Consider the following 21,433-nt stretch of genomic DNA (forward strand, 5'->3'; position numbering starts at 1 on the left):
GGTTCCCCTGCAGTTGAGTCCGTTTACTCCTTGGGACGGCAACCGAACCAATCGTCAACGCAGAGACTCAGAGGAGGAGAGAAGCGCAGAGGAAGGTCCTTGTACTACGCGCTTCCGGTCTGATTTTTCTCTCTCCATCTCCGCGCCCTTCTGCAGCACCTGACACTTTCCGGCCATCCCCCAACCTCCGTCCAGGAGACGACACTTTCATGATCGATCTGCACAGCCATTCCATCTTCAGCGACGGGGAACTGATCCCCTCCGAGCTCACCCGCCGCGCCGCTATCCTCGGATACCGGGCGCTGGCGATCACCGACCACGGCGATTTTTCCAACCTCGACTTCATCATCCCGCGCATCCTTCGGGTGGCCGGCGATCTCGGCGCCGCCTGGGGCCTGACGGTGATTCCCGGGATCGAGCTCACTCATATCCCGCCGGCGTCGATTGCCGCGGCGGCCAGGGAGGCCCGAGCCCTCGGCGCCCGCATCATCGTCTGTCACGGCGAAACCATCGTCGAGCCGGTGGCGTGCGGCACCAACCGCGCGGCGCTCCTTTCCGACATCGACATCCTCTCCCATCCCGGGCTGATTACCGCCGAAGACGCCGCCCTGGCCGCCGAGCGCGGCATCTGTCTGGAGCTGACCACCCGCAAGGGGCACTCCCTGACCAACGGTCACGTCGCCCGCACCGCCCTGGCCGCCGGGGCGCTGCTGGTGGTCAACACCGACAGCCATGCCCCCGGGGATCTCACGTCCCTCGATATGGCGCGGAAAATAGCCCTCGGGGCGGGGCTCTCCGAAGCAGAGTTCGAACAGACCCGGCGCAACAGCGAGGCCCTGGTGGCCCGCTCTCTCCTGTGAAGCCTGCAGGGTCAATTTCAACGCAGAGAGCGCTGAGAAGGTCAGGAGGACGCAGAGAAGGGCAGGAGTAAAAAACTTTGTTTTTGGTTAACCCCCAAGGCTAGAATTTTATCGGCTTTCTCTGTGATCTCTGTGCCCTCGAGTGAGTGCAGCGAACGGGTGGTGAAAGCTTTGCCTGCTGAAAGGCTTTTGACCGCGGAGGGCGCGGAGGGCGCGGAGAAGGGCCAGGTCAAAAAACATTCCACACGACCCTGCTTTTATCTGCGAACATCTGCGTCATCTGCGGATATAAAGTATTTGACCTTGTCTCAGCCGAAGCGCGAAGGAGAGCCGGATTTTAAGGATTTTCCTTCGTGACCTTCGTGGTGAAACATCGCTTTTTTATAAACACAGCAACATTCAACTGGCGAGGATTTCATGAACGATACGGATTTCGCTTTTCTCAAGGAGTTGGTCGAAGCTCCGAGCCCCTCCGGTTATGAACAGCCCGCTCAGCGGATCATGCGCCGCGAACTGGAGCCGGTGGCCGACGAGGTGACCACCGATGTCATGGGGAACGTCATCGCCCGCATCGCCGCGGCAGGGGAGGGGGCTCCGCGCCTGATGCTCGCCGGCCACTGCGACGAGATCGGCTTCATGGTCAAGTACGTCGACGACGCCGGCTTCATCTTCTTTTCCCCCATCGGCGGGGTCGACGCCCACCTCGTTCCCGGGCAGCGGGTGCTGATTCACGGCACCGGCGGGCCGGTTCTCGGGGTGGTGGGGAAGAAGCCGATTCACATGATGGAAACCAAGGAGCGGGAGACCGTCGTCAAGTTCAAGGCGATGTTCATCGACATCGGCTGCAGCAGCCGCAGCGAAGTCGAGGCGTTGGTGGCGATCGGCGACCCGGTGACCCTCAAGGTCGGTCTCGAGCGTCTGCAGGGAGACCGGGTGATCTCCCGGGCTTTTGACGACAAGATGGGGGCCTTCATCGTCGCCCGGGTGCTGCAGGAGGTCCGCCGCCGCGGCGCCCCCCCGGTGGAACTCTACGGGGTCTCGACGGTGCAGGAGGAGGTCGGCTTGCGCGGCGGCGCGACGAGCGTCTACGGCATCGACCCCGACATCGGCATCGCCGTCGAGGTCGGCTTCGCCACCGATTTTCCCGAGGTCGACAAGAAGGAACTCGGCGAGTTCAAGGTCGGCAGCGGTCCGATTCTCAGCCGCGGAGCCAACGTCAACCCGGCCCTCTTTGAGCTTCTCATGGAGTGCGCCCGCGACGAAAAGATCCCGGTGCAGGTCATGGCCCAGGCCCGGGCGACGGGGACCGACGCCAACGTCATCCAGCTCTCCCGCGGCGGTGTCGCCGCCGCCCTGGTCAGCGTACCGCTGCGCTACATGCACACCCCCGTCGAGCTCCTTTCCCTGAGCGATCTGGAGAACACCGTGCGTCTGCTCACCGCCCTGGTTTATCGCATCAGGGACCGTGGTCAGTTCATCCCCAATTAGGCTTTTTTCAGGACCTTTTTCCTTGACCCCCCACAGGGGCAGGTATAAAGTCGCCAGTTAATATTTTTCGGTCTGAACCCCTGGTTGCCGGGCCGGATATCGAACTTTTTCCTGGATCCAACCCCAGGTTTTCCGGCTTTTAGAATGGCGAATTTTTAGCCACCAAGGCACGGAGACACCAAGAAAAACGTAATACAAATAATTGCTTTCCTTGGTGTCTTGGTGCCTTGGTGGCAATTCATAAATTTCATTCATTCTCTTTAGAGTTTCAAATAGCGATATTTCCCCCCGGCAAAGGAGATGGCGATGCACGACCTCGATATCCGCGAAGGGCTCACTTTCGATGATGTGCTACTGATTCCGGCTCATTCCACCGTCCTCCCCAAGGAGGCCGATCTCTCCACCTGGCTGACCCCGCAAATCCGTCTCAACATCCCCCTCCTCTCCGCCGCCATGGACACCGTCACCGAGTCCCGAACCGCCATCTGCATGGCTCGGGAAGGGGGGATGGGGTTCGTGCATAAAAACCTCTCCGTCATCGAACAGGCGCTCAAGATCGATCAGGTCAAGAAATCGGAGAGCGGGATGATCGTCGACCCGATCACCATGCACCCCGATCAGAAGATCTTCGAGGCCCTGGAGCTGATGAAGAAATACCGCATCTCCGGGGTGCCGATCACCCGGGACGGACTGCTGGTGGGGATTCTCACCAACCGCGACCTGCGCTTCGAGACCCGTCTCGACCAGCCGATCTCCGCCGTCATGACCAAGGACAAGCTGGTGACCGTCCCCCCGGGGACGACGCTTGAGGAAGCCAAGTACCATCTGCACAAGCACCGCATCGAGAAGCTGCTGGTGGTCGACGCAAACTTCGTTCTCAAGGGACTGATCACCATCAAGGATATCGAAAAGGTCCGCAAGTACCCCTCGGCCTGCAAGGACGAAAAAGGGCGCCTGCGCGTCGGCGCCGCCATCGGCGTCGGCGGCGACCGTGAGGAGCGCCTCGAGGCCCTGGTCCGGGCCGGGGTCGACGTCGTGGTCATCGACACCGCCCATGGCCATTCCCAGGGGGTTCTCGACGCCGTGGCCGACACCCGCCGCGCCTATCCCGACCTGCAGCTCATCGCCGGAAACATCGCCACCGCCAGCGCCGCCGAGGCCCTGATCAAGGCCGGAGTCAACGCGGTCAAGGTCGGCATCGGCCCCGGGTCGATCTGCACCACCCGCGTCGTCGCCGGCGTCGGCGTGCCGCAGATCACCGCCATCGCCGACGTGGCCAAGGTCACCCGCAAGGCCGGGGTTTCCCTCATCGCCGACGGAGGCATCAAGTATTCCGGAGAACTCCCCAAGGCCGTCGCCGCCGGGGCCGACGTCATCATGATCGGCTCCCTCTTTGCCGGCACCGACGAATCGCCGGGAGAGACGATCCTCTACCAGGGACGGACCTACAAGACCTACCGCGGCATGGGGAGCCTCGGCGCCATGAAGCAGGGGAGCAAGGACCGCTATTTCCAGGGGGATGTGGAAAGCGACGTCAAGCTGGTCCCCGAAGGAATCGAGGGACGGGTCCCCTACCGCGGGTCCCTCTCCTCCAACATTCACCAGCTTCTCGGCGGCCTGCGCGCCGGGATGGGCTACACCGGCTGCCGCACCCTGCGCGATCTGCAGGACAACGGGGCCTTCATGCGCATCACCAACGCCGGCCTGCGCGAGTCCCACGTCCACGACGTGGCGATCACGCACGAAGCGCCCAACTACCGGGTCGAGAAAACCAGCTAGGCTCTTTCTCGGACTGGGGCGACTTGCCAGGCATTACAATGCAAGAAACAGACACCTGTTACCACTGAGACACAGAGAACACAGAGTCAGGCACCTGAATATTTTAAAAAATCTCTGTGCCTCCGTGCCTCTGTGGTGAACGGTTTTCCATTTTTCAGGAATAAATAACGATGTCCATCGATATCCATCAGGAAAAAATCCTCATCCTCGATTTCGGGTCCCAGTACACCCAGCTCATCGCCCGTCGGGTGCGCGAGGCCCACGTCTACTGTGAACTGCACCCCTTCGACATGGCCTTCGAGGCGATCGTCGCCTTTGCTCCGAGCGGAATCATCCTCTCGGGGGGACCCAAGTCGGTCTACGAGGAGGGGGCGCCGGCGGTGGCCGAGGCTCTCTTCGAGCTCGGGGTGCCGGTGCTGGGGATCTGCTACGGAATGCAGCTGATGAGCCGCCACTTCGGAGGCACCGTGGTCCCGGCCGGCAAGCGGGAATTCGGCCACGCCGAACTCCTCGCCCAGGGGGAACCCGGGCCGCTCTTCGACGGCTTCTTCCAGAACGGCAAGAGCCCGGTGTGGATGAGCCACGGCGACCATGTCTCCCTGGTCCCCGAGGGGTTCGAGGTGGTGGCCGGAACCGACAACGCCCCCGTCTGCGCCATTCAGAACCAGGCCCGGCGTCTCTACGCCGTGCAGTTTCACCCCGAGGTCAATCACACCCCGCGGGGCGAACTCCTTCTCGACACCTTCGTCCGCAAGATCTGCGGCTGCACCGGGCGCTGGACGCCGGGGCAGATCATCGAGGACGCCGTGGAGCGCATCCGCACCCAGGTCGGCAGCGACCGGGTGATTCTCGGCCTCTCCGGCGGCGTCGACTCCTCCGTTGCCGCGGCCCTCATCCACCGCGCCATCGGCGACCAGCTCACCTGCGTCTTCGTCGACAACGGCCTGCTGCGCCTCTGCGAGGGGGATCAGGTGATGGCCACCTTCGCCGAGAACATGGGCGTCAAGGTGATCCGGGTCGATGCCGAGGAGCGTTTTCTCTCCGCCCTCGCCGGGGTCAGCGATCCGGAAAAAAAGCGCAAGATCATCGGCGGTCTCTTCGTCGACATCTTCGAAGAAGAGTCGAACCGGCTCAAGGACGCCAACTACCTGGCTCAGGGGACGATCTATCCCGACGTCATCGAGAGCGCCGGCGCCAAGACCGGCAAGGCGCAGAACATCAAGAGCCACCACAATGTCGGGGGGCTCCCCGATTACATGAAGCTGCAGCTCCTCGAACCGTTGCGCGAACTCTTCAAGGACGAGGTGCGCGCCATCGGCGAAGAGCTCGGCCTGCCGCGGCCGATGGTCTGGCGTCACCCCTTCCCCGGACCGGGCTTGGGGGTGCGCATCCTCGGCGAGGTCAAAAAGGAGTACTGCGACATCCTCCGCCAGGCCGACGCCATCTACATCGAGGAGCTCTACGCCAGCGGCCACTACGACAAGATCAGCCAGGCCTTTGCCGTCTTTTTGCCCGTGAAGAGCGTCGGCGTCATGGGGGACGGGCGGACCTACGAGTATGTCGTCGCCCTGCGCGCCGTGGAGACCAAGGACTTCATGACCGCCGGCTGGTACCCCATGCCTTACGAGGATCTGGCGAGGATTTCCAGCCGCATCATCAACGAGGTCAAGGGGATCAACCGCGTCACCTACGATATCTCGAGCAAGCCGCCGGCAACCATTGAGTGGGAATAACTGCAAGCCGACTGCTGAAGGTCACCTCACCCGGCACTGAGATTTCACGGAGGCTTCATGAGCGATGATCGGACCACCCTGCAGGATCTCAAGGAGAAGATGGCCCAGTTCGTCCATGAGCGGGACTGGGAGCAGTTTCATACGCCGAAAAATCTCTCCATGTCCATCGCCATCGAGGCGGCGGAGCTGATGGAGCACTTCCAGTGGCTCACCGTCGAGGCGTCGAAGACCCTCCCGCTAGACGCCCTCTCCGACATCGGCGAGGAACTGGCCGATATCGTCATCTATTCCCTCTCGCTGGCCAACGCCCTGCAGCTCGACCTCACGGATACGGTGCTGGCCAAGATGGCCAAGAATATCCGCAAGTATCCCTCGGAGAAGGTTCGCGGCAAGTCCCACAAATACACCCATTATCTGCAGGATCGGGAGTCGGACGGGACCGAGCGCTAACCCCGTACCGCCATCCGGCAACGGGAGGTCGGGCTTGCCCAGACCGGCGAAAAAATACAGCCAGGCGGCGCGGCTGCACGACGTGATCCGCATCCTCGAGGCGCGCTACGGGGCGAGCGTCGAGGAGCTGGCCGAGGAGTGCGGGGTCAACCGGCGCACCGTCTACCGCGACCTGCAGTCGATCCGCGAAGCCGGCTATCCCCTTGTTTCCGAGGAGGAAGGGGACGGCCGCACCCTCTACCGCTTCATCACCGGTTTCAAGAAAATCCCCCCGATCACCTTTTCCCTCCCCGAGCTGATGACCCTCTATCTCTGCCGCGGTCAGCTCGCTTTCCTTCAGGGAACCCCCTTCCAGGACGACCTCGACGCCATCTTCGGCCGCATCCGCTCGTCGCTGCCGCCGCGCAGCGTGGCCCATCTGGAGCGCATCGCCGAGGCGGCGACTCCGCTCTTTCAGGGGGTCCGCGACTACAGCGGCAAGAAGGAGATTCTTGAGAGGCTGCGGGAGGCCCTCCTCTTTCAGTACCGCTGCCGTATTTACTATGCCCCTCCCCGGCGTCGTCCCGAAGAGTACATTTTCGACCCCTACACCCTCCTCTTTTACAAGGATTCCCTCTACCTCGGCGGCTATGCTCACAACCGCAAGGCCCTGCGTCTCTTTCTCGTCGATCGTCTGCAGGACGTGGAGGTGCTCAAGGAGCGCTTCGAGGTGCCGGACGATTACCGGGCCGCCGATCTCACCGGCAGCGCTTTCGGTCTCATCGATGAAGCGCCGTCGACGATCAGGGTGCGTTTCACCGCCGCCGTAGCCCACCTGATCCGCGAGCGAACCTGGCAGGCGGGGCAGGAGCTCTGCGAGGAGGCGGACGGCTCGCTGCTTCTGAGCTTTTGCGCCGGCGGCGAAAAGGAAATCCTCGCCTGGCTCTATTCCTATCTCCCCCATGTGCAGGTCCTTTCACCCCCCTCCCTGCGCGACGCTTTTCGCCGCGGCCTCGAAGAAGGGCTTTCCGGCGCCTGATTCCACCGAGCGAACAGCCGTGACGTATTCTGTCGCGATCGTCGGTTATTCCTTGACTCAGGGAAGATAACCGATAATCCGACGGGAGGTGCGTATGGTCTGGTTCAACAGGGCGGAAGCGAAGGGGAGGGGACTCTATCTTGACATCCATCATGCGGAGACGCGGCGCAACGGCCGAGAAACCATATTCGCTCTCTCCGGGACCCTCGGCGACGGCGGTTTCGAAGGGGAGGTGCTGGTGGAGCTCGGCAGCCGGGTGGAGGTCACCTTTGCCGACGCTTGGCTTGATCCCGGCTCCCTCGAGCTCTTCTTTGCCCGGGTTCCCCGCGAGGCCGTCGAGGAGGGGGTCGCCGAGGCGCTGCATTCGATCCGTTTCTGCCTCGCCGATTTCCCCGCGCTCACCGGGGTGGTGCGCAATGCGGTGGTCGGTTATCGGTGCGAGGACGGCTGGATCCCCCTGGGTTCCGCCGCCGGCCACGGCGGATACTCCTTGGGGGTGGCCGAGGCTGCTCCGTCCAGGGCGCGGCGCGCCGTCTGAAGAGTGGAGGGGAGGCGGATTGCATTGCATTTGCTCGGCGTCTGGGGTAAAAAGGTCGGAAATTTTCTCCGAAGGATGGACCCATGCGCACCCTCGTACTTGCCTCGACCAGCCCCTACCGCATGCAGCTGCTGCGCCAGCTCGGCCTCCCTTTTCATGTGGCGGCGCCCCTCTACAAGGAAACCATGGACCAGTCGGTGGCCCCGGAACTGCTGGTGAAGCATCTGGCCTGTCACAAGGCGGCCAGCCTCCGGGAGCGCTATCCCGAGTCATTGATCATCGGCGCCGACCAGGTGTTCGTCAACGCCCGGGGACAAATCCTCGGCAAGCCGCAGACCGCCGCGAAGGCGGTGCAGCAGCTTCGGGAGATGAGCGGTCGAAGCCACGTCTTTTATACCGGGCTCTCGGTTTTCGATGCCGCCAGCGGCGAAGCCCTCACCGACGTCTCCACCTACACCGTCACCCTGCGCACCCTCTCGGAGGGGGCGATCGCCGATTACGTCGCCCGCGAAAATCCCGTCGACTGCGCCGGATCCTTCAAGATCGAGGGGCTCGGTATCGCCCTCATGGAAAAGATGGAGGGGGATGACTACACCACCCTCATCGGCCTGCCGTTGATCCTCCTCACCGATCTCCTTCTTCATTTCGGCGTCGAAATTCTGCCGGGTGGCGGGGGGAGGTAAGGCTTGACGCTCCCTGCCGGCCGGTGGTATTGTCACCCATCCCTTCTTCTCGGAAACCGGTCGACGCAACGCGCAAGCGTTCGCTGATATCGGTTTTTTCATTTCCGGGGCGGATCCTGCAATCCGCTCCGAAACCCGCAACCTCAAACCCGGAATTAAGCCTTCTCCCTATGGAACACGCCGGTTTCGTCCACTTACATCTGCACAGCCAGTACAGCCTCCTCGACGGCGCCATCAAGATCGGCGATCTGGTGCAGCGCGCCAAGGAGTGCCGGATGCCGGCGTTGGCCGTCACCGATCATGGCAACATGTTCGGCGCCGTGGAGTTCTACCTCAAGGCCTCCAGTGCCGGGATCAAGCCGATCATCGGCTGCGAGATCTACGTCGCACCGGGGTCGCGCTTCGACAAGGGGAACGCCCGCGGCTCCTCGGAGGCGTCCAACCACCTCGTCCTCCTCTGCCAGAACCTCGTTGGCTACCGTAACCTCTGTCATCTGGTCTCGGCCGCCTACCGCGAGGGATTCTATTACAAGCCCCGGGTCGACTGGGAACTGCTGGCGACCCACAACAAGGGGCTGATCGCCCTGACGGCCTGTCTCGGCGGCGAAATCCCCACGCTCATCGGCATGAACCGCGGCGAGCAGGCTCTGGAGCGGACCCGGGAGATGGCCCGGGTTTTTGACGACAATCGTCTCTTTCTCGAGTTGCAGGAGAACTTCCTCCCCGAGCAGACGCCCGTCAACAAGGGGCTGATCGAGATCTCCCGCGAGCTGCAGCTGCCGCTGGTCGCCACCAACGACTGTCATTACCTGACCCGCCAGGACGCCTACGCCCACGAAGTCCTGCTGTGCATCCAGACCGGCAAGACCATGGACGATCCGAACCGGATGCGTTTTTCCAATAATGAGTTCTATGTCAAAACCCCGGAGGAGATGACCCATCTCTTCCAGCACGTCCCCGAGGCGATCAGGAACACCGTCGAGATCGCCGAGCGCTGCAATCTGGAACTCGATTTCAAGACCTACCACTTTCCCCAGTATGAAAAACCCGCCGACAAGAGCCTCGACGACGTCCTCGAGGAGATGTCCCGCCGGGGGCTGGAGGAGCGGCTGAAGGACATCCGCCGCTTGCGTCCTGCCTTCAGCGCCGAGGAGGAAAAGGGGTACCAGGAACGCCTGAATATCGAACTGGACTGCATCCGGCAGATGGGCTTTCCCGGTTATTTTCTCATCGTCGCCGACTTCATCAACTGGGCCAAGGATCAGAACATCCCCGTCGGACCGGGACGCGGCAGCGCCGCCGGCAGCCTGGTCGCCTTTGCCGTCCGCATCACCGACATCGATCCGATGCCCTACAACCTCCTCTTCGAGCGGTTCCTGAATCCGGAGCGCGTTTCGATGCCGGATATCGACGTCGACTTCTGCATCTACGGCCGTGAGCGGGTCATCGAATACGTGCGCCAGCATTACGGCGAGACCAACGTCGCCCAGATCATCACCTTCGGCACCATGCAGGCCAAGGGCGTGCTGCGCGACGTCGGTCGGGCCCTGAACATCGCCTACGGCGAGGTCGACAGAATCGCCAAGCTCGTCCCCACGGTTCTCAATATCACTCTCAAGGAAGCCCTTCAGCAGGAACCGAAACTCAAGGATCTGGTGGACAAGGATCCCAAGGTCAAGGAACTCTTTTCCATCGCCCTGGCCCTCGAAGGGCTGACCCGTCACGCCTCGACCCATGCCGCCGGCGTGGTCGTCACCCCCAGGCCGCTCCCCGAGTACCTCCCCCTCTACACCGATCCCAAGTCGGGGGGGCAGGTGACCCAGTTCGCCATGAGCTATGTGGAGAAGATCGGACTGGTCAAGTTCGATTTCCTCGGGCTCAAGACGCTGACGGTCATCGACAACGCGGTACGGCTGATTCACCATGTCAAGGACCCCGCCTTCGATCTGAGGCTGATCACCGACGACGATGCGGAGACCTACCGTCTCCTGTCGGCGGGGGAAACGACCGGCGTCTTCCAGCTCGAATCCTCGGGGATGAAGGAGCTGCTGATCAAGCTCAAGCCCTCCTGCTTTGAAGACATCATCGCCATCTGCGCCCTCTACCGCCCCGGACCCCTGGGGTCGGGGATGGTCGACGACTTCATTCAGCGCAAGCACGGCAAGAAGGCGATCACCTACGATTTCCCCCAGCTCGAGCCGATCCTCAAGGATACCTACGGGGTCATCGTCTATCAGGAGCAGGTCATGCTCATCGCCCAGGTCCTCGGCGGCTACAGCCTCGGCGGAGCCGACCTGCTGCGCCGGGCGATGGGAAAGAAGAAGGCCGAGGAGATGGCCAAGGAGCGGGCCAAGTTCGTGGCCGGCGCCAGGGAAAACAAACTCGACCCGAAGAAGGCCGAAGGGGTCTTCGACCTGATGGAGAAGTTTGCCGCCTACGGCTTCAACAAGTCCCACTCGGCCGCCTACGCCCTGATTGCCTACCAGACCGCCTTTCTCAAGGCCCATTACCCCGTGGAGTTCATGGCGGCGCTCCTCACCGAGGATATGGAAAACACTGACAAGGTGCTCAAGAATATTTCCGAGGTCCGTTCCATGGGGATCGAGGTTCTCCCTCCGGATATCAACGCCTCGGACCGCACCTTTACCGTCCATGACCGCTCCATGCGCTTCGGCCTCGGCGCCGTCAAGGGGGTCGGCTCGGCGGCTCTCGAGTCGATCATCGAAGTCCGGAGTGCGGGTCCCTACACGACCCTTTACGATTTCTGCGAACGGGTCGATCTGCGCAAGGTCAACAAGAAGGTCCTCGAGGCCCTGGTCAAGTGCGGCGCCTTCGACTCCCTCGGCGGCAAGCGCTCCCAGTACATGGCGGCACTCGAAGAGGCGATGGAGGTCGGGCAGAAGGTCCAGAAGGAGAAGGCGCAGGGACAGGAATCCCTCTTCGGCCACGAGGAGATCATCTCCACTTCGGGCAACGGCTACGGCCAGCTGCCGGCCATGGACGAGTGGGCGGAAAAAATCCTTCTCGCCTTCGAGAAGGAATCCCTCGGTTTCTATATCACCGGCCACCCCCTCTCCCGCCATGCCGCGGCCATCAAGCGTTTTGCCACCTGCGACACCGCTGGGCTGATCGAACGCAGCGACAAGGAGGAGGTGCGGGTCTGCGGCATCGTCGCCGGGATGAAGGAGCTGACCACCAAAAAGGGGGACCGGATGGCCTTCGTCACCCTCGAGGACCTTTCGGGCTCCGTCGAAATGGTTGTCTTTCCCGAGACTTATCTCGCCGCCTCCGAACTCCTCAAGGGGGAGGAGCCGCTCCTAGTCACCGGAACCCTGGATATCTCCGAGGAAACGGTCAAATTGATGGCCAACGAGGTCCTGTCCCTGCGCGAGGTCAAGGATCGCCTCACCAAAAGGGTTCATTTCCGTCTGAGCACCCCCGGCCTCGACGAAGGCCAGCTGCGGGCCCTGCGTCAGATCATGGAACGCCACCGCGGCAACTGCGAGGGGGTCGTTCATCTGGTGATCCCCAACCGCAGCGAAACCCTGATCGTCCTGCCGGAGGGGCTCAAGGTGAGCGCTTCCGACGAAATCATGGATGACAGCGAAAAGCTTTTCGGCTATAACGTTGTGACCTTCGAATAATGTTGAATTCAGTTCAGTATTCTGGTGGTATGCGGAGCCAGTCTGGAGCGGCATTTTTAAAACCAATTTCAGGAGAACCCTATGCAATTCTATCTGGACTTTGAAAAACCTCTCGTCGAGCTGGAACAGAAAATCCGCGAGCTCCGGGAATATTCCACAGAGAAGGTCGACTTTTCCGGCGAGATTAAAAAACTGGAAAAAAAGACCGAAAAGCTCCGTGAGGAGATCTTTGCCAACCTGACCCGCTGGCAGCGTACCCAGTTGGCTCGCCATATCAACCGCCCCTTCACCCTCGATTACATTCAGCACATCTTCACCGACTGGTTCGAGGTGCACGGCGACCGCAACTTCCGCGACGATCCGGCCCTGGTCTGCGGCTTTGCCCGCTTTGATAACGAGCCCTGCGTGGTCATCGGTCATCAGAAAGGGCGCGACACCAAGGAGAAGGTCTATCGCAATTTCGGCATGCCCAATCCCGAAGGGTACCGCAAGGCGCTGCGCGTCATGAAGATGGCTGAGCAGTTCGGCCTGCCGATCTTTACCTTCGTAGACACCCCCGGGGCCTTTCCCGGGATCGGCGCCGAGGAACGCGGCCAGGCCGAAGCCATTGCCCGCAATCTCCGGGAGATGGCCTCGCTGACGGTTCCGGTCATCGTCACCATCACCGGCGAAGGCGGGTCCGGGGGCGCCCTGGCCATCGCCGTCGGCAACCGGGTGCTGATGATGGAGTATTCGGTCTATGCGGTCATCTCCCCCGAGGGGTGTGCCGCCATCCTCTGGGGCGACGGTTCCCAGGGGAATGTGGCCGCCGAAGCCCTGAAACTCACCGCTACCGATATCGACGAACTCGGCTGCGTCATCGACGACGTCGTCCCCGAGCCCCTCGGCGGTGCCCACAACGACATTCCCGGGGCGGCCGTCAGCCTCAAGGTCTACCTGAAAAAGCATCTGCTCGAGCTTAAGGCCCTCTCTCCCGAGGAACTGGTGGAACAGCGCTACCAGAAGTTCCGGGCCATGAGCCGGATCCAGGAATAGACCGAAAGGGGTCAGGCGGGTGCGCGAGCGCCCGCCCGTTCCCTGAGGGGAGACTCCTGAGCCTGCCGGAAGTCGCTCCCTTGGTCCCGGTCGCCGTCTTCCCTGCGGCCTTTGAAGGGGCCGCAGCTGCAAAGGAGCAGCTCCCCATGTCCCCTCCTGTTATCCCCCTCCTCCTTCTTGCCCTGGTGATCTCTGCCTGCGGCGGGCCGGCCTATAATACCCGCGTCCTCGATTCGCCCTCCACCGCCACTCTCAAGGGTCACCAGAAACCGTACACGGTCAACGGCCAGCGCTACGATCCGCTCCTCAGTCACGCCGGTTTCATCGAGGATGGCCTGGCCAGCTGGTACGGTAAGGATTTTCACGGCAAAAAAACCAGCAATGGCGAAACCTACGACATGTACGGCATCTCCGCCGCCCACAAGACCCTCCCCCTCGGGGTCTTTGTGCGGGTGCACAACCGGAACAACGGCAAGGAGATGGTGGTGAGGATCAATGACCGCGGTCCCTTCGTCAAGGGGCGGATCATCGACCTCTCCTATGCTGCAGCCAAAGAGCTCGACGTGGTCGGCCCCGGGACGGCTCCTGTGCGCATCGAAGCCCTCGGCTACCAGAGGCGGGACCCTTCGGGGGCGATCAGCTACAATGCGCCGGCAAGCTACGATTCGGGTCATTTTGCCGTGCAGATCGGCGCCTTTTCCCTTGCCGACAATGCCCGGCGCCTCGCCGGGGAGATGGAGAAACGCTACGGCGCCGCCGGAGTGCAGACGGGGACGGTCAACGGCGCCCTCTTTCATCGGGTGCGGGTCGGCAGCTTCCGATCCCTCGCCGTGGCCGAGACGACCCGGGATGAGTTGGAGAGAAGCGGTTATCCGGGTTGCTTCGTGGTGGCGCAGGAATAGGACGGAGCGGATCAGCGATCTCGGCGCCGTACCTCATCTTCGACCAGCTTTTTTTGCCCAGGGGAAAGTCGCTGCGAAGCCAGAAGCTCGTGGAGATCGACGCGGCGCAGGGGGGGCAGGAAGAGCGTGAACCAGACGGGAGGGGTCTTCCGGTTTTTGAGGATGGCCATTTTCAGGTTGGGGCGGGTTTTCCAGCGGGGATGGCGGGCGATGATCGAAATCGTCTCGGCGGTTCCCTTGGGACCGTTGAGAAACTGCAGGATGGAAATTTCTTTCAGGCGGGGGTTGGCCAGGCAGGGCTCCATCAGAAGAGGTTCCCCTTCCTTGAGGAGTTCGCCGACCAGGGTACTCGTTCCACGCCGGGCGAGGGTCACCTTGTTCCCCAGATCCGTCGTCGGCAGGCGTTGGAGGATGATCCGTTCGGCGGCCAGCTTCTGGTCCGGCGTGACTCCGGGGAGGTAACAGAGGGTGATGAGCTCGAAGAGAAAGAGTTGTCCGAGGAGGGATTGGACGATCGGCCCGGGGGTCATCGGATTGTAGGCCAGGGCGACCTTCAGCCGGTGGCTGGAAGCGACCGCTTTGTGCTGGTGAATGGCCTTGAGCAGATCCTCGGTGAGGTCGCGGCGCTTGAGGAGCGCCCGAAGGTGCTCTTCGCCGAGAGCGGGATTTTTCAGGGCGGCACGCAGCACCTCCGGCGACCCATCCTGCATGAGGGTGAAGAGTTCGTCGCCGCTTTCCGTCAGCGCCCTGTGCAGCCTCTGTATCAAGGCCGGTTCAAGGTTTCCTTCTGCCCTCTCGCTCATCCCCTCCTCGCTCTTTCCTTCTCTTCAGCCGTCGTCGGAATCGGAAAAACCGTAGCTGCCGAGAAACTCTTCCTTGTACCCTTTGAAATTCCCCTCTTCGATTGCCCGTCGCGCTCCGGCCATCATTTCGAGATAGAAGTGAACGTTGTGGATCGCCGCCAGGATCGCCGAGAGGATCTCGTTGGAATTGTAGAGGTGGTGCAGGTAGGCGCGGGTGAAGTTGCGGCAGCAGTAGCAGCTGCAGGCGGCGTCCACCGGGTAGAAATCGCGCCGGTAGCGGCGATGGGTGAGGCGGATCTTGCCGCGGCTGGTAAAGAGGGTGGCGCTGCGGGCGTAGCGGGTCGGAATGACGCAGTCGAACATGTCGATCCCCCGCTCGACGCTCTCGAGGATATCCTCGGGGAGACCGACCCCCATGAGGTAGCGCGGCTTGTTTTCCGGCAGGAAGGGGGCCGTGTAGTCGACCACCTTCTTGAGGAGTTCGAGTCCCTCGCCGACGCTCACCCCGCCGATGGCGTAGCCGGGAAAATCCATGGCGGTCAGCTCCCGGGCGCAATCCCGGCGCAGGTCCTCGTAGACGCTCCCCTGGACGATGCCGAAGAGCGCCTGGTCGCTGCGCGTGTGGGCCTTGAGACATTCATCGGCCCATTTCAAGGTGGTACGGATCGACTTTGCCGAATAGGCGTGGGTGGCGGGGTAGGGGATGCACTCGTCGAACGCCATGATGATGTCGGCCCCGAGGGCGTTCTGGATGGTGGTGGCTTCCTTCGGGCCGAGAAAGATCTCCTCGCCGGTGACTTCATGGCGGAAGTAAACCCCTGTTTCGGTAATCTTCTTCTTCGGCAGGGAAAAAACCTGGAAGCCGCCGCTGTCGGTGAGAATCGGGCGGTGCCAGTTCATGAATTTGTGCAGGCCGCCGGCTTTTTCCACCAGACCTTCGCCGGGCTTGAGGTGCAGGTGGTAAGTGTTGGAGAGGATGATCTGGGCTCCGGTCTCTTCGACCTGGGCGGGGGTCATGGCCTTCACGGCGCCGTGGGTTCCGACGGGCATGAAGATCGGTGTTTCGATGACGCCGTGCGGGGTCTCGAGGCGACCCCTGCGGGCGGCGCTCCCCGGGTCGGTGCACTGCAGAGTAAACTCGAACATGATAAGTGGCCTTTTAGGGGACAGCGGTCAGGGGAGTACGGGGGCGGAGACCCTCCTTCATCATTGGGCGGGACCTCCTCGGGTGGCGCGACTCTAGCAGAAACGGCTCGGGAAAGCAATATCCCGCAGGGGCGGCAAACCTCGTCTTTGCTGGATCTGAGTCGGCCTTCCCCGGGGCCCGATGGCTGCCGGAGATTAACCTAACATCGTTTGACAACAGTACACAGTACACAACTTTTCGGTTGACATGTATACGTCGCGAATGTTACTTAAAACCAACTTATTCCCCCGGATGTAAGCGGTTATTAATCGTCTGCGCAGTTATTTTTCCCTGTACAAGCTCCCCTTCTTCGGATCGGGCGGAAGGGTTGCCAGAAGGACGGTTTTGGGGGTAACGGGCCGCTGCCGACGGGGGCGAGGGGTCGTATCAAGGATTTTCTGACAGGGCGGAAGGTTTCCTCCTGTTTTTTCTATGGTCGTTAACATTACTTTTCACAAGGGATGGGATGATGCCATGCGATGGTACAAAAGTTCACTAGGTAAGAAGTTTCTTATGGCAATCACGGGGCTGGCGATGGTTGGATTCGTCTTTGCCCACATGGCCGGAAACCTGACAATCCTCTGGGGAGCGGACGGACTCAACGCTTATGCCGAGCACCTGCGCGCCTTCCCGCCGCTCCTCTACGCCTTCCGGGCGGTTATGGTCGTGGCCTTCCTCCTTCATCTTTACCTCGGATTTTCCCTCTACCTCGAAAACAAGGCGGCCCGCCCGGTTGCCTATTTTCAAAAGAAGAATCTGCGCGCGACCTTCTCTTCAGAAAACATGATCTGGACCGGGATCCTCCTCGGGTCCTTCGCCATTTACCATCTGCTTCACTTCACCCTGCACACATTGAACCCCGAATTCAACCAGATGGTCGACGTCGCCGGCCGTTTCGATGTCTACCAGATGGTTGTGGTGAGTTTCCAGAAATTTTCCGTGGCCCTTCTCTACGTGGCCGCCATGGTCGTTCTGCTGCTGCACCTGCGTCACGGGATTCAGAGTTTCTTCCAGTCCCTCGGTCTGACCAACGATGCCACATTGCCCCTGCTGACCACCGGTGGTCGGTGGGCTGCCGGCCTCGTCGCGATCGGGTTCCTCGTCGCACCCGTTTTAGTCTACTTTGGCGCATTGAATCTCTAGGGGGTAATTACAGTGATACTCGACGGCAAATGTCCTACTGGACCCATTGAAAAATCCTGGGATAAGCATCGCCAGGATATGAAGCTGGTCAACCCGGCCAACAAGCGCAAGTACAAGATCATCATGGTCGGTACCGGCCTTGCCGGCGGCGCAGGGGCCGCCACGCTCGGCGAACTCGGCTACAATGTCGAGGCGTTCTGCTACCAGGACAGCTCGCGGCGCGCCCACTCCATCGCTGCCCAGGGCGGCATCAACGCCGCAAAGAACTACCCCAACGACGGCGACAGCATCTTCCGCCTCTTTTACGACACCATCAAGGGGGGCGATTTCCGGGCCCGCGAGGCCGACGTCTGGCGTCTCTCCCAGGTTTCGAACAATATCATCGATCAGTGCGTCGCCCAGGGTGTCCCCTTCGGGCGCGACTACGCCGGATACCTCGACAATCGCTCTTTCGGCGGCGCCCAGGTTTCCCGGACCTTCTTCGCCCGCGGCCAGACCGGCCAGCAGCTGCTGATCGGCGCCTACCAGGCGCTCTCCCGCCAGGTCAAGGAAGGGACTGTCAAGCTCCACGAGCGCAAGGAGATGGTCGATCTGGTCCTGGTTGACGGAGTCGCCAAGGGGATCACCGTTCGCAACATGATCACCGGCGAAATCGAGTCCCACTGGGCCGACGCCGTCTGTCTGGCCACCGGCGGCTACGTCAACGTCTTTTACCTCTCGACCAACGCCATGGGCTGCAGCGTGACCGCGAACTGGAAGGCCGCCAAAAAAGGAGCCTTCTTCGCCAACCCCTGCTACACACAGATCCATCCGACCTGCATCCCCCAGACCGGCGATCATCAGTCGAAGCTGACCCTGATGTCCGAGTCGCTCCGCAACGACGGTCGCATCTGGGTGCCGAAAAAGAAGGAAGACTGCGAAAAACAGCCCCATGAAATCGCCGAGCAGGACCGCGATTACTACCTGGAGCGCAAGTACCCGAGCTTCGGCAACCTCGCTCCGCGCGACATCGCCTCCCGCGCCGCCAAGGAACAGTGCGACGACGGCCGCGGCGTCGGCCCCGGCAAGCGCGGGGTCTACCTCGATTTCGATGATTCCATCAAGCGTCTGGGCCAGAAGACGATCGCCGAACGCTACGGCAATCTCTTCGACATGTATGAAAAAATCACCGATGAAAACGGTTACCAGCGCCCGATGCGCATCTACCCGGCACCGCACTACGCCATGGGCGGGCTGTGGGTCGATTACAACCTGCAGAGCAACATCCCCGGGCTGTTCGTTCTCGGAGAGGCCAACTTCTCGGTCCACGGCGCCAACAGGCTCGGCGCTTCGGCCCTGATGCAGGGTCTGGCCGACGGCTACTTCGTCATCCCCTACACCATCGCCAACTATCTGGCCCAGGTCAAGCCGGGCGAAGTCAAGGCCGATCACCCCGAGTTCAAAAAATCCAAGGAGGATGCCGAAGGGCAGACGAAAAAACTCCTCGGCATCAACGGCAAGAAAACCGTCACCGAATTCCACCGTGAATTGGGCAAGATCATGTGGAACAACGTCGGCATGGCCCGCAGCGAAGCGAGTCTCAAGGAGGCCATCAAGCGTATTCCCGAACTGCGCGAAGAGTTCTGGACCAACGTCAAGGTCACCGGCGTAGGCGCCGAGGTCAACCAGCAGCTCGAGAACGCCGGTCGCGTCGCCGACTTCCTCGAATTCGGTGAACTCCTCGCCCGCGATGCTCTCCACCGCGACGAGTCCTGCGGCGGCCACTTCCGTACCGAGCATCAGACTCCGGATGGTGAGGCGATGCGCGACGACGAGAATTTCTGCTACGTCGCCGCCTGGGAGTACAAGGGAACTGACAAGGCACCCGAGCTGCACAAGGAGCCGCTGAAATTTGACAATGTCCATCTGGCCGTGAGGAGTTACAAATAATGAATTTGACACTGCACGTTTGGCGCCAGGCGAACGCCAAGGACAAGGGGAAGCTGGAGAAATACGCAGCGAACGATATCAGCCCCGACATGTCTTTTCTCGAAATGCTCGACGTCGTTAACGAAGACCTTATCGCCAAGGGGATCGAGCCGATCGTCTTCGACCACGACTGCCGCGAGGGGATCTGCGGGACCTGCTCTCAGGTCATCAACGGCATTGCCCATGGCCCCGATGATCTGGTCACGGCCTGCCAGCTGCATATGCGCAAATTCAACGATGGCGATCATATTTTCCTCGAGCCCTGGCGCTCCCGGGCTTTTCCTGTCATCAAGGACCTGATGGTCGACCGCGGCGCCTTCGACCGCATCATCCAGGCTTACGGCTACACCTCGGCCCGGACGGGTGGCGTTCCCGACGGCAACGCCGTGACCATCTCCAAGGTCAATGCCGAACGGTCGATGGATGCTGCTGCCTGTATCGGCTGCGGCGCCTGCGTGGCCGCCTGCCCCAACGGCTCGGCCATGCTCTTTACCGCCGCCAAGGTCGCTCACCTCGGTCTTCTCCCCCAGGGCGAAGTCGAAGCGGCACGCCGTGTCCGGGCGATGGTCGAGCAAATGGACAAGGAAGGGTTTGGTGCCTGCACCAACCACTATGAGTGCGAAGCAGCGTGCCCGAAAGGGATCAAGGTCACCTTCATCTCCCGGATGAACCGCGAACTGGCCAAGACCCTCCCCATGGCCCATATCTGAGAATAGGCTTCATTTTTCATTGACCGGCCTGTGCCGGTCCTCCCTCTGGGCGGGTCTTTTGACCCGCCCTTTTTTTAACTGCGAAAAAGACCGCAACGTCCCGGGGAGTGACTTAACCGCATGTTTTTCCATGACAGTCCCGAATCGCTGGCCGGCGTGGAATTCTCCCGGATCCATTTCCTTCTAGAATTCCAGGAACCCTTTACGGTGGACTCGGCTATCCTCCTCTCCCTGCGTCGCGATCTGCTCCGGGCAGCCCGGCATGCCCTCGGCGTCGACCGCGTAGGGAGGGGGGGGGAGGCCTTTGCGGCCCTTTTTGATCCCCCCCTCTTTTCCGATCCGGTCCTGGTGCGTCGGCATCAACGACCCGCCCCCGGTTTTGTCCTCCACCCTTCGCCTGGAGAAGTTCGAGCCTATGATTGCGGCGATACCCTGCGATTGCCGGTCCTGCTCCTGGGCACGGCCGTGCAGCAGCTCGGCGATTTTGCCGCAACCCTCCAAAAACTTGGGCAAATGGGGCTTTGCCGTGGCGAAGGGCTCTTCGATCTGGTCGCCATCGAGGCCGAAGATCCCTCGGGGGATCAGCGCTGCCTCTGGCAAGAAGGTTCCGACCTCGGTCATATGGCGCCGCCAATCATAGACACCCCCTGGTGGCTGGCTCGGCGGGATTTCTCCGGTCGGGAATTGTCTCTGGAATTCCTCACTCCGGCCAGGCTTCTGTCCGGCGGCAAACCCCTCTTTCGCCCCAATTTCACCCAGATCTTTCCATTTGTGCTGCGGCGGGTGACCTCGATGATCGCTGCCCACTGTCATTGCGAGATCGTAGGTGACCCCGATCCGCTCCTTCGCGCCGCCCGATCTCTTGAAGAAATCGACAATGGACTCGAGTGGCGGGACTACAAGCTTCTCGAGAGAGCCGACCGCGATCAGGAGATCGGCGGCTTGGTCGGGTCCTTGCGCCTGGCGGGGGACGCTCTCGACGCGATTCTCTGGGTGCTGCACCTCGGCTCCCTCTTCAATGTCGGAAAAAATGCCGCCTACGGGTCAGGATGCTACCGTCTTGCGGCGCCTTGACCGAGTTTTCCCGGTAGAGATTGTCACCGATGGTTCTCCTGTGGCTTGCCAGATGTTATCCAGCCGGTATACTTTTGGCGAAATGGCAGTAATTTCAAGGAGGTGATGCGATGACAAATGCCTGGGACGAGCGCAAAAAAGCACTGGAAAATGAATTTTTTCATCGCCTTGAGCAGGAAAAGATCGAGAAGATGAAGGAGGAGGCCCGTGAACAATCGATTCGCCAGGTCTGCCTGGGACGTTGTCCCAAATGCGGCGAGGCGATCGTACCGATGATCTTCCGCGGCGTTCCTCTGGACAAGTGTCCCGGTTGCGGCGGCGTCTGGCTGGGGCCGAAAGATATCCAGATTCTGGCCGAAAAGGATCATCGCACCTGGTTTGACAAGTGGTTCAGGGGGGAGGAAGGGGAGGGGGAGTAG

At 61.4% G+C, this 21,433-nt stretch carries 18 protein-coding genes; 16 read left to right on the forward strand and 2 right to left on the reverse strand.

Annotation, left to right across the window (positions count from 1 at the left end; genetic code table 11):
* Positions 1 to 209 precede the first annotated feature (209 nt).
* The 11 genes from DSOUD_RS07960 (at position 210) to DSOUD_RS08010 (ending at position 14,130) form a co-directional block, all read left to right on the forward strand.
* Complete coding sequence (locus tag DSOUD_RS07960) at positions 210 to 860, forward strand: histidinol phosphate phosphatase domain-containing protein (RefSeq protein ID WP_053550509.1); 651 nt, start codon at positions 210 to 212, stop codon at positions 858 to 860.
* A gap of 417 nt (positions 861 to 1,277) precedes the next feature.
* A complete protein-coding gene (locus DSOUD_RS07965) occupies positions 1,278 to 2,348 on the forward strand; it encodes a M42 family metallopeptidase (protein ID WP_053550510.1) in 1,071 nt (356 codons plus the stop codon).
* Between the two features lie 306 nt (positions 2,349 to 2,654).
* Positions 2,655 to 4,127 carry an IMP dehydrogenase gene (gene guaB, locus DSOUD_RS07970; RefSeq protein ID WP_053550511.1) on the forward strand — a complete coding sequence of 491 codons (1,473 nt, stop codon included), beginning with the start codon at positions 2,655 to 2,657 and terminating at the stop codon, positions 4,125 to 4,127.
* Positions 4,128 to 4,297: 170 nt separating this feature from the next.
* Positions 4,298 to 5,860, forward strand: coding sequence for a glutamine-hydrolyzing GMP synthase (guaA, locus tag DSOUD_RS07975; protein ID WP_053550512.1), 1,563 nt, complete (start codon positions 4,298 to 4,300; stop codon positions 5,858 to 5,860).
* A gap of 57 nt (positions 5,861 to 5,917) precedes the next feature.
* Positions 5,918 to 6,310: a nucleotide pyrophosphohydrolase gene (locus DSOUD_RS07980; RefSeq protein ID WP_053550513.1), complete on the forward strand. Its 393-nt coding sequence runs from the start codon at positions 5,918 to 5,920 to the stop codon at positions 6,308 to 6,310.
* Positions 6,311 to 6,344: 34 nt separating this feature from the next.
* A complete protein-coding gene (locus DSOUD_RS07985) occupies positions 6,345 to 7,328 on the forward strand; it encodes a helix-turn-helix transcriptional regulator (RefSeq protein WP_053550514.1) in 984 nt (327 codons plus the stop codon).
* A 94-nt stretch (positions 7,329 to 7,422) separates the two neighbouring features.
* A complete protein-coding gene (locus DSOUD_RS07990) occupies positions 7,423 to 7,866 on the forward strand; it encodes a hypothetical protein (protein WP_053550515.1) in 444 nt (147 codons plus the stop codon).
* An 83-nt stretch (positions 7,867 to 7,949) separates the two neighbouring features.
* Positions 7,950 to 8,549, forward strand: coding sequence for a Maf family protein (locus DSOUD_RS07995; RefSeq protein WP_053550516.1), 600 nt, complete (start codon positions 7,950 to 7,952; stop codon positions 8,547 to 8,549).
* A gap of 170 nt (positions 8,550 to 8,719) precedes the next feature.
* Positions 8,720 to 12,193: a DNA polymerase III subunit alpha gene (gene dnaE, locus DSOUD_RS08000; RefSeq protein WP_053550517.1), complete on the forward strand. Its 3,474-nt coding sequence runs from the start codon at positions 8,720 to 8,722 to the stop codon at positions 12,191 to 12,193.
* 81 nt (positions 12,194 to 12,274) lie between these two features.
* Complete coding sequence (accA, locus tag DSOUD_RS08005) at positions 12,275 to 13,228, forward strand: acetyl-CoA carboxylase carboxyl transferase subunit alpha (protein WP_053550518.1); 954 nt, start codon at positions 12,275 to 12,277, stop codon at positions 13,226 to 13,228.
* Between the two features lie 146 nt (positions 13,229 to 13,374).
* On the forward strand, positions 13,375 to 14,130 hold the full coding sequence (locus tag DSOUD_RS08010) for a septal ring lytic transglycosylase RlpA family protein (protein WP_053550519.1): 756 nt from the start codon (positions 13,375 to 13,377) through the stop codon (positions 14,128 to 14,130).
* Between the two features lie 11 nt (positions 14,131 to 14,141).
* Here DSOUD_RS08010 and DSOUD_RS08015 read toward each other — a convergent pair whose 3' ends face one another.
* Together DSOUD_RS08015 and tgt are read right to left on the reverse strand one after the other, a co-directional pair.
* The gene (locus tag DSOUD_RS08015; RefSeq protein ID WP_053550520.1) at positions 14,142 to 14,933 is read right to left on the reverse strand and encodes a hypothetical protein; all 792 of its coding nucleotides are present in this window, start codon (positions 14,931 to 14,933) and stop codon (positions 14,142 to 14,144) included.
* Positions 14,934 to 14,957: 24 nt separating this feature from the next.
* Positions 14,958 to 16,079: a tRNA guanosine(34) transglycosylase Tgt gene (gene tgt / locus DSOUD_RS08020; RefSeq protein WP_053550521.1), complete on the reverse strand. Its 1,122-nt coding sequence runs from the start codon at positions 16,077 to 16,079 to the stop codon at positions 14,958 to 14,960.
* Positions 16,080 to 16,593: 514 nt separating this feature from the next.
* On the opposite strand from tgt, the gene DSOUD_RS08025 reads away from it, so the two are divergent.
* The 5 genes from DSOUD_RS08025 (at position 16,594) to DSOUD_RS08045 (ending at position 21,433) form a co-directional block, all read left to right on the forward strand.
* Positions 16,594 to 17,262, forward strand: a complete 669-nt coding sequence (locus DSOUD_RS08025; RefSeq protein WP_053550522.1) for a succinate dehydrogenase cytochrome b subunit — start codon at positions 16,594 to 16,596, stop codon at positions 17,260 to 17,262.
* 12 nt (positions 17,263 to 17,274) lie between these two features.
* Positions 17,275 to 19,191, forward strand: a complete 1,917-nt coding sequence (locus DSOUD_RS08030) for a fumarate reductase/succinate dehydrogenase flavoprotein subunit (RefSeq protein WP_053550523.1) — start codon at positions 17,275 to 17,277, stop codon at positions 19,189 to 19,191.
* Positions 19,191 to 19,940, forward strand: a complete 750-nt coding sequence (locus DSOUD_RS08035; protein WP_053550524.1) for a succinate dehydrogenase/fumarate reductase iron-sulfur subunit — start codon at positions 19,191 to 19,193, stop codon at positions 19,938 to 19,940. Before DSOUD_RS08030 ends, DSOUD_RS08035 begins: the two co-directional genes overlap by 1 nt.
* Positions 19,941 to 20,060: 120 nt before the next feature.
* Positions 20,061 to 21,014, forward strand: a complete 954-nt coding sequence (cas6, locus tag DSOUD_RS08040; protein WP_053550525.1) for a CRISPR system precrRNA processing endoribonuclease RAMP protein Cas6 — start codon at positions 20,061 to 20,063, stop codon at positions 21,012 to 21,014.
* A gap of 110 nt (positions 21,015 to 21,124) precedes the next feature.
* Positions 21,125 to 21,433 (forward strand): zf-TFIIB domain-containing protein, encoded by a 309-nt coding sequence (locus DSOUD_RS08045; protein ID WP_053550526.1) that lies wholly within the window; start codon positions 21,125 to 21,127, stop codon positions 21,431 to 21,433.

The organism is Desulfuromonas soudanensis, assembly GCF_001278055.1.
GTDB lineage: Bacteria > Desulfobacterota > Desulfuromonadia > Desulfuromonadales > WTL > Deferrimonas > Deferrimonas soudanensis.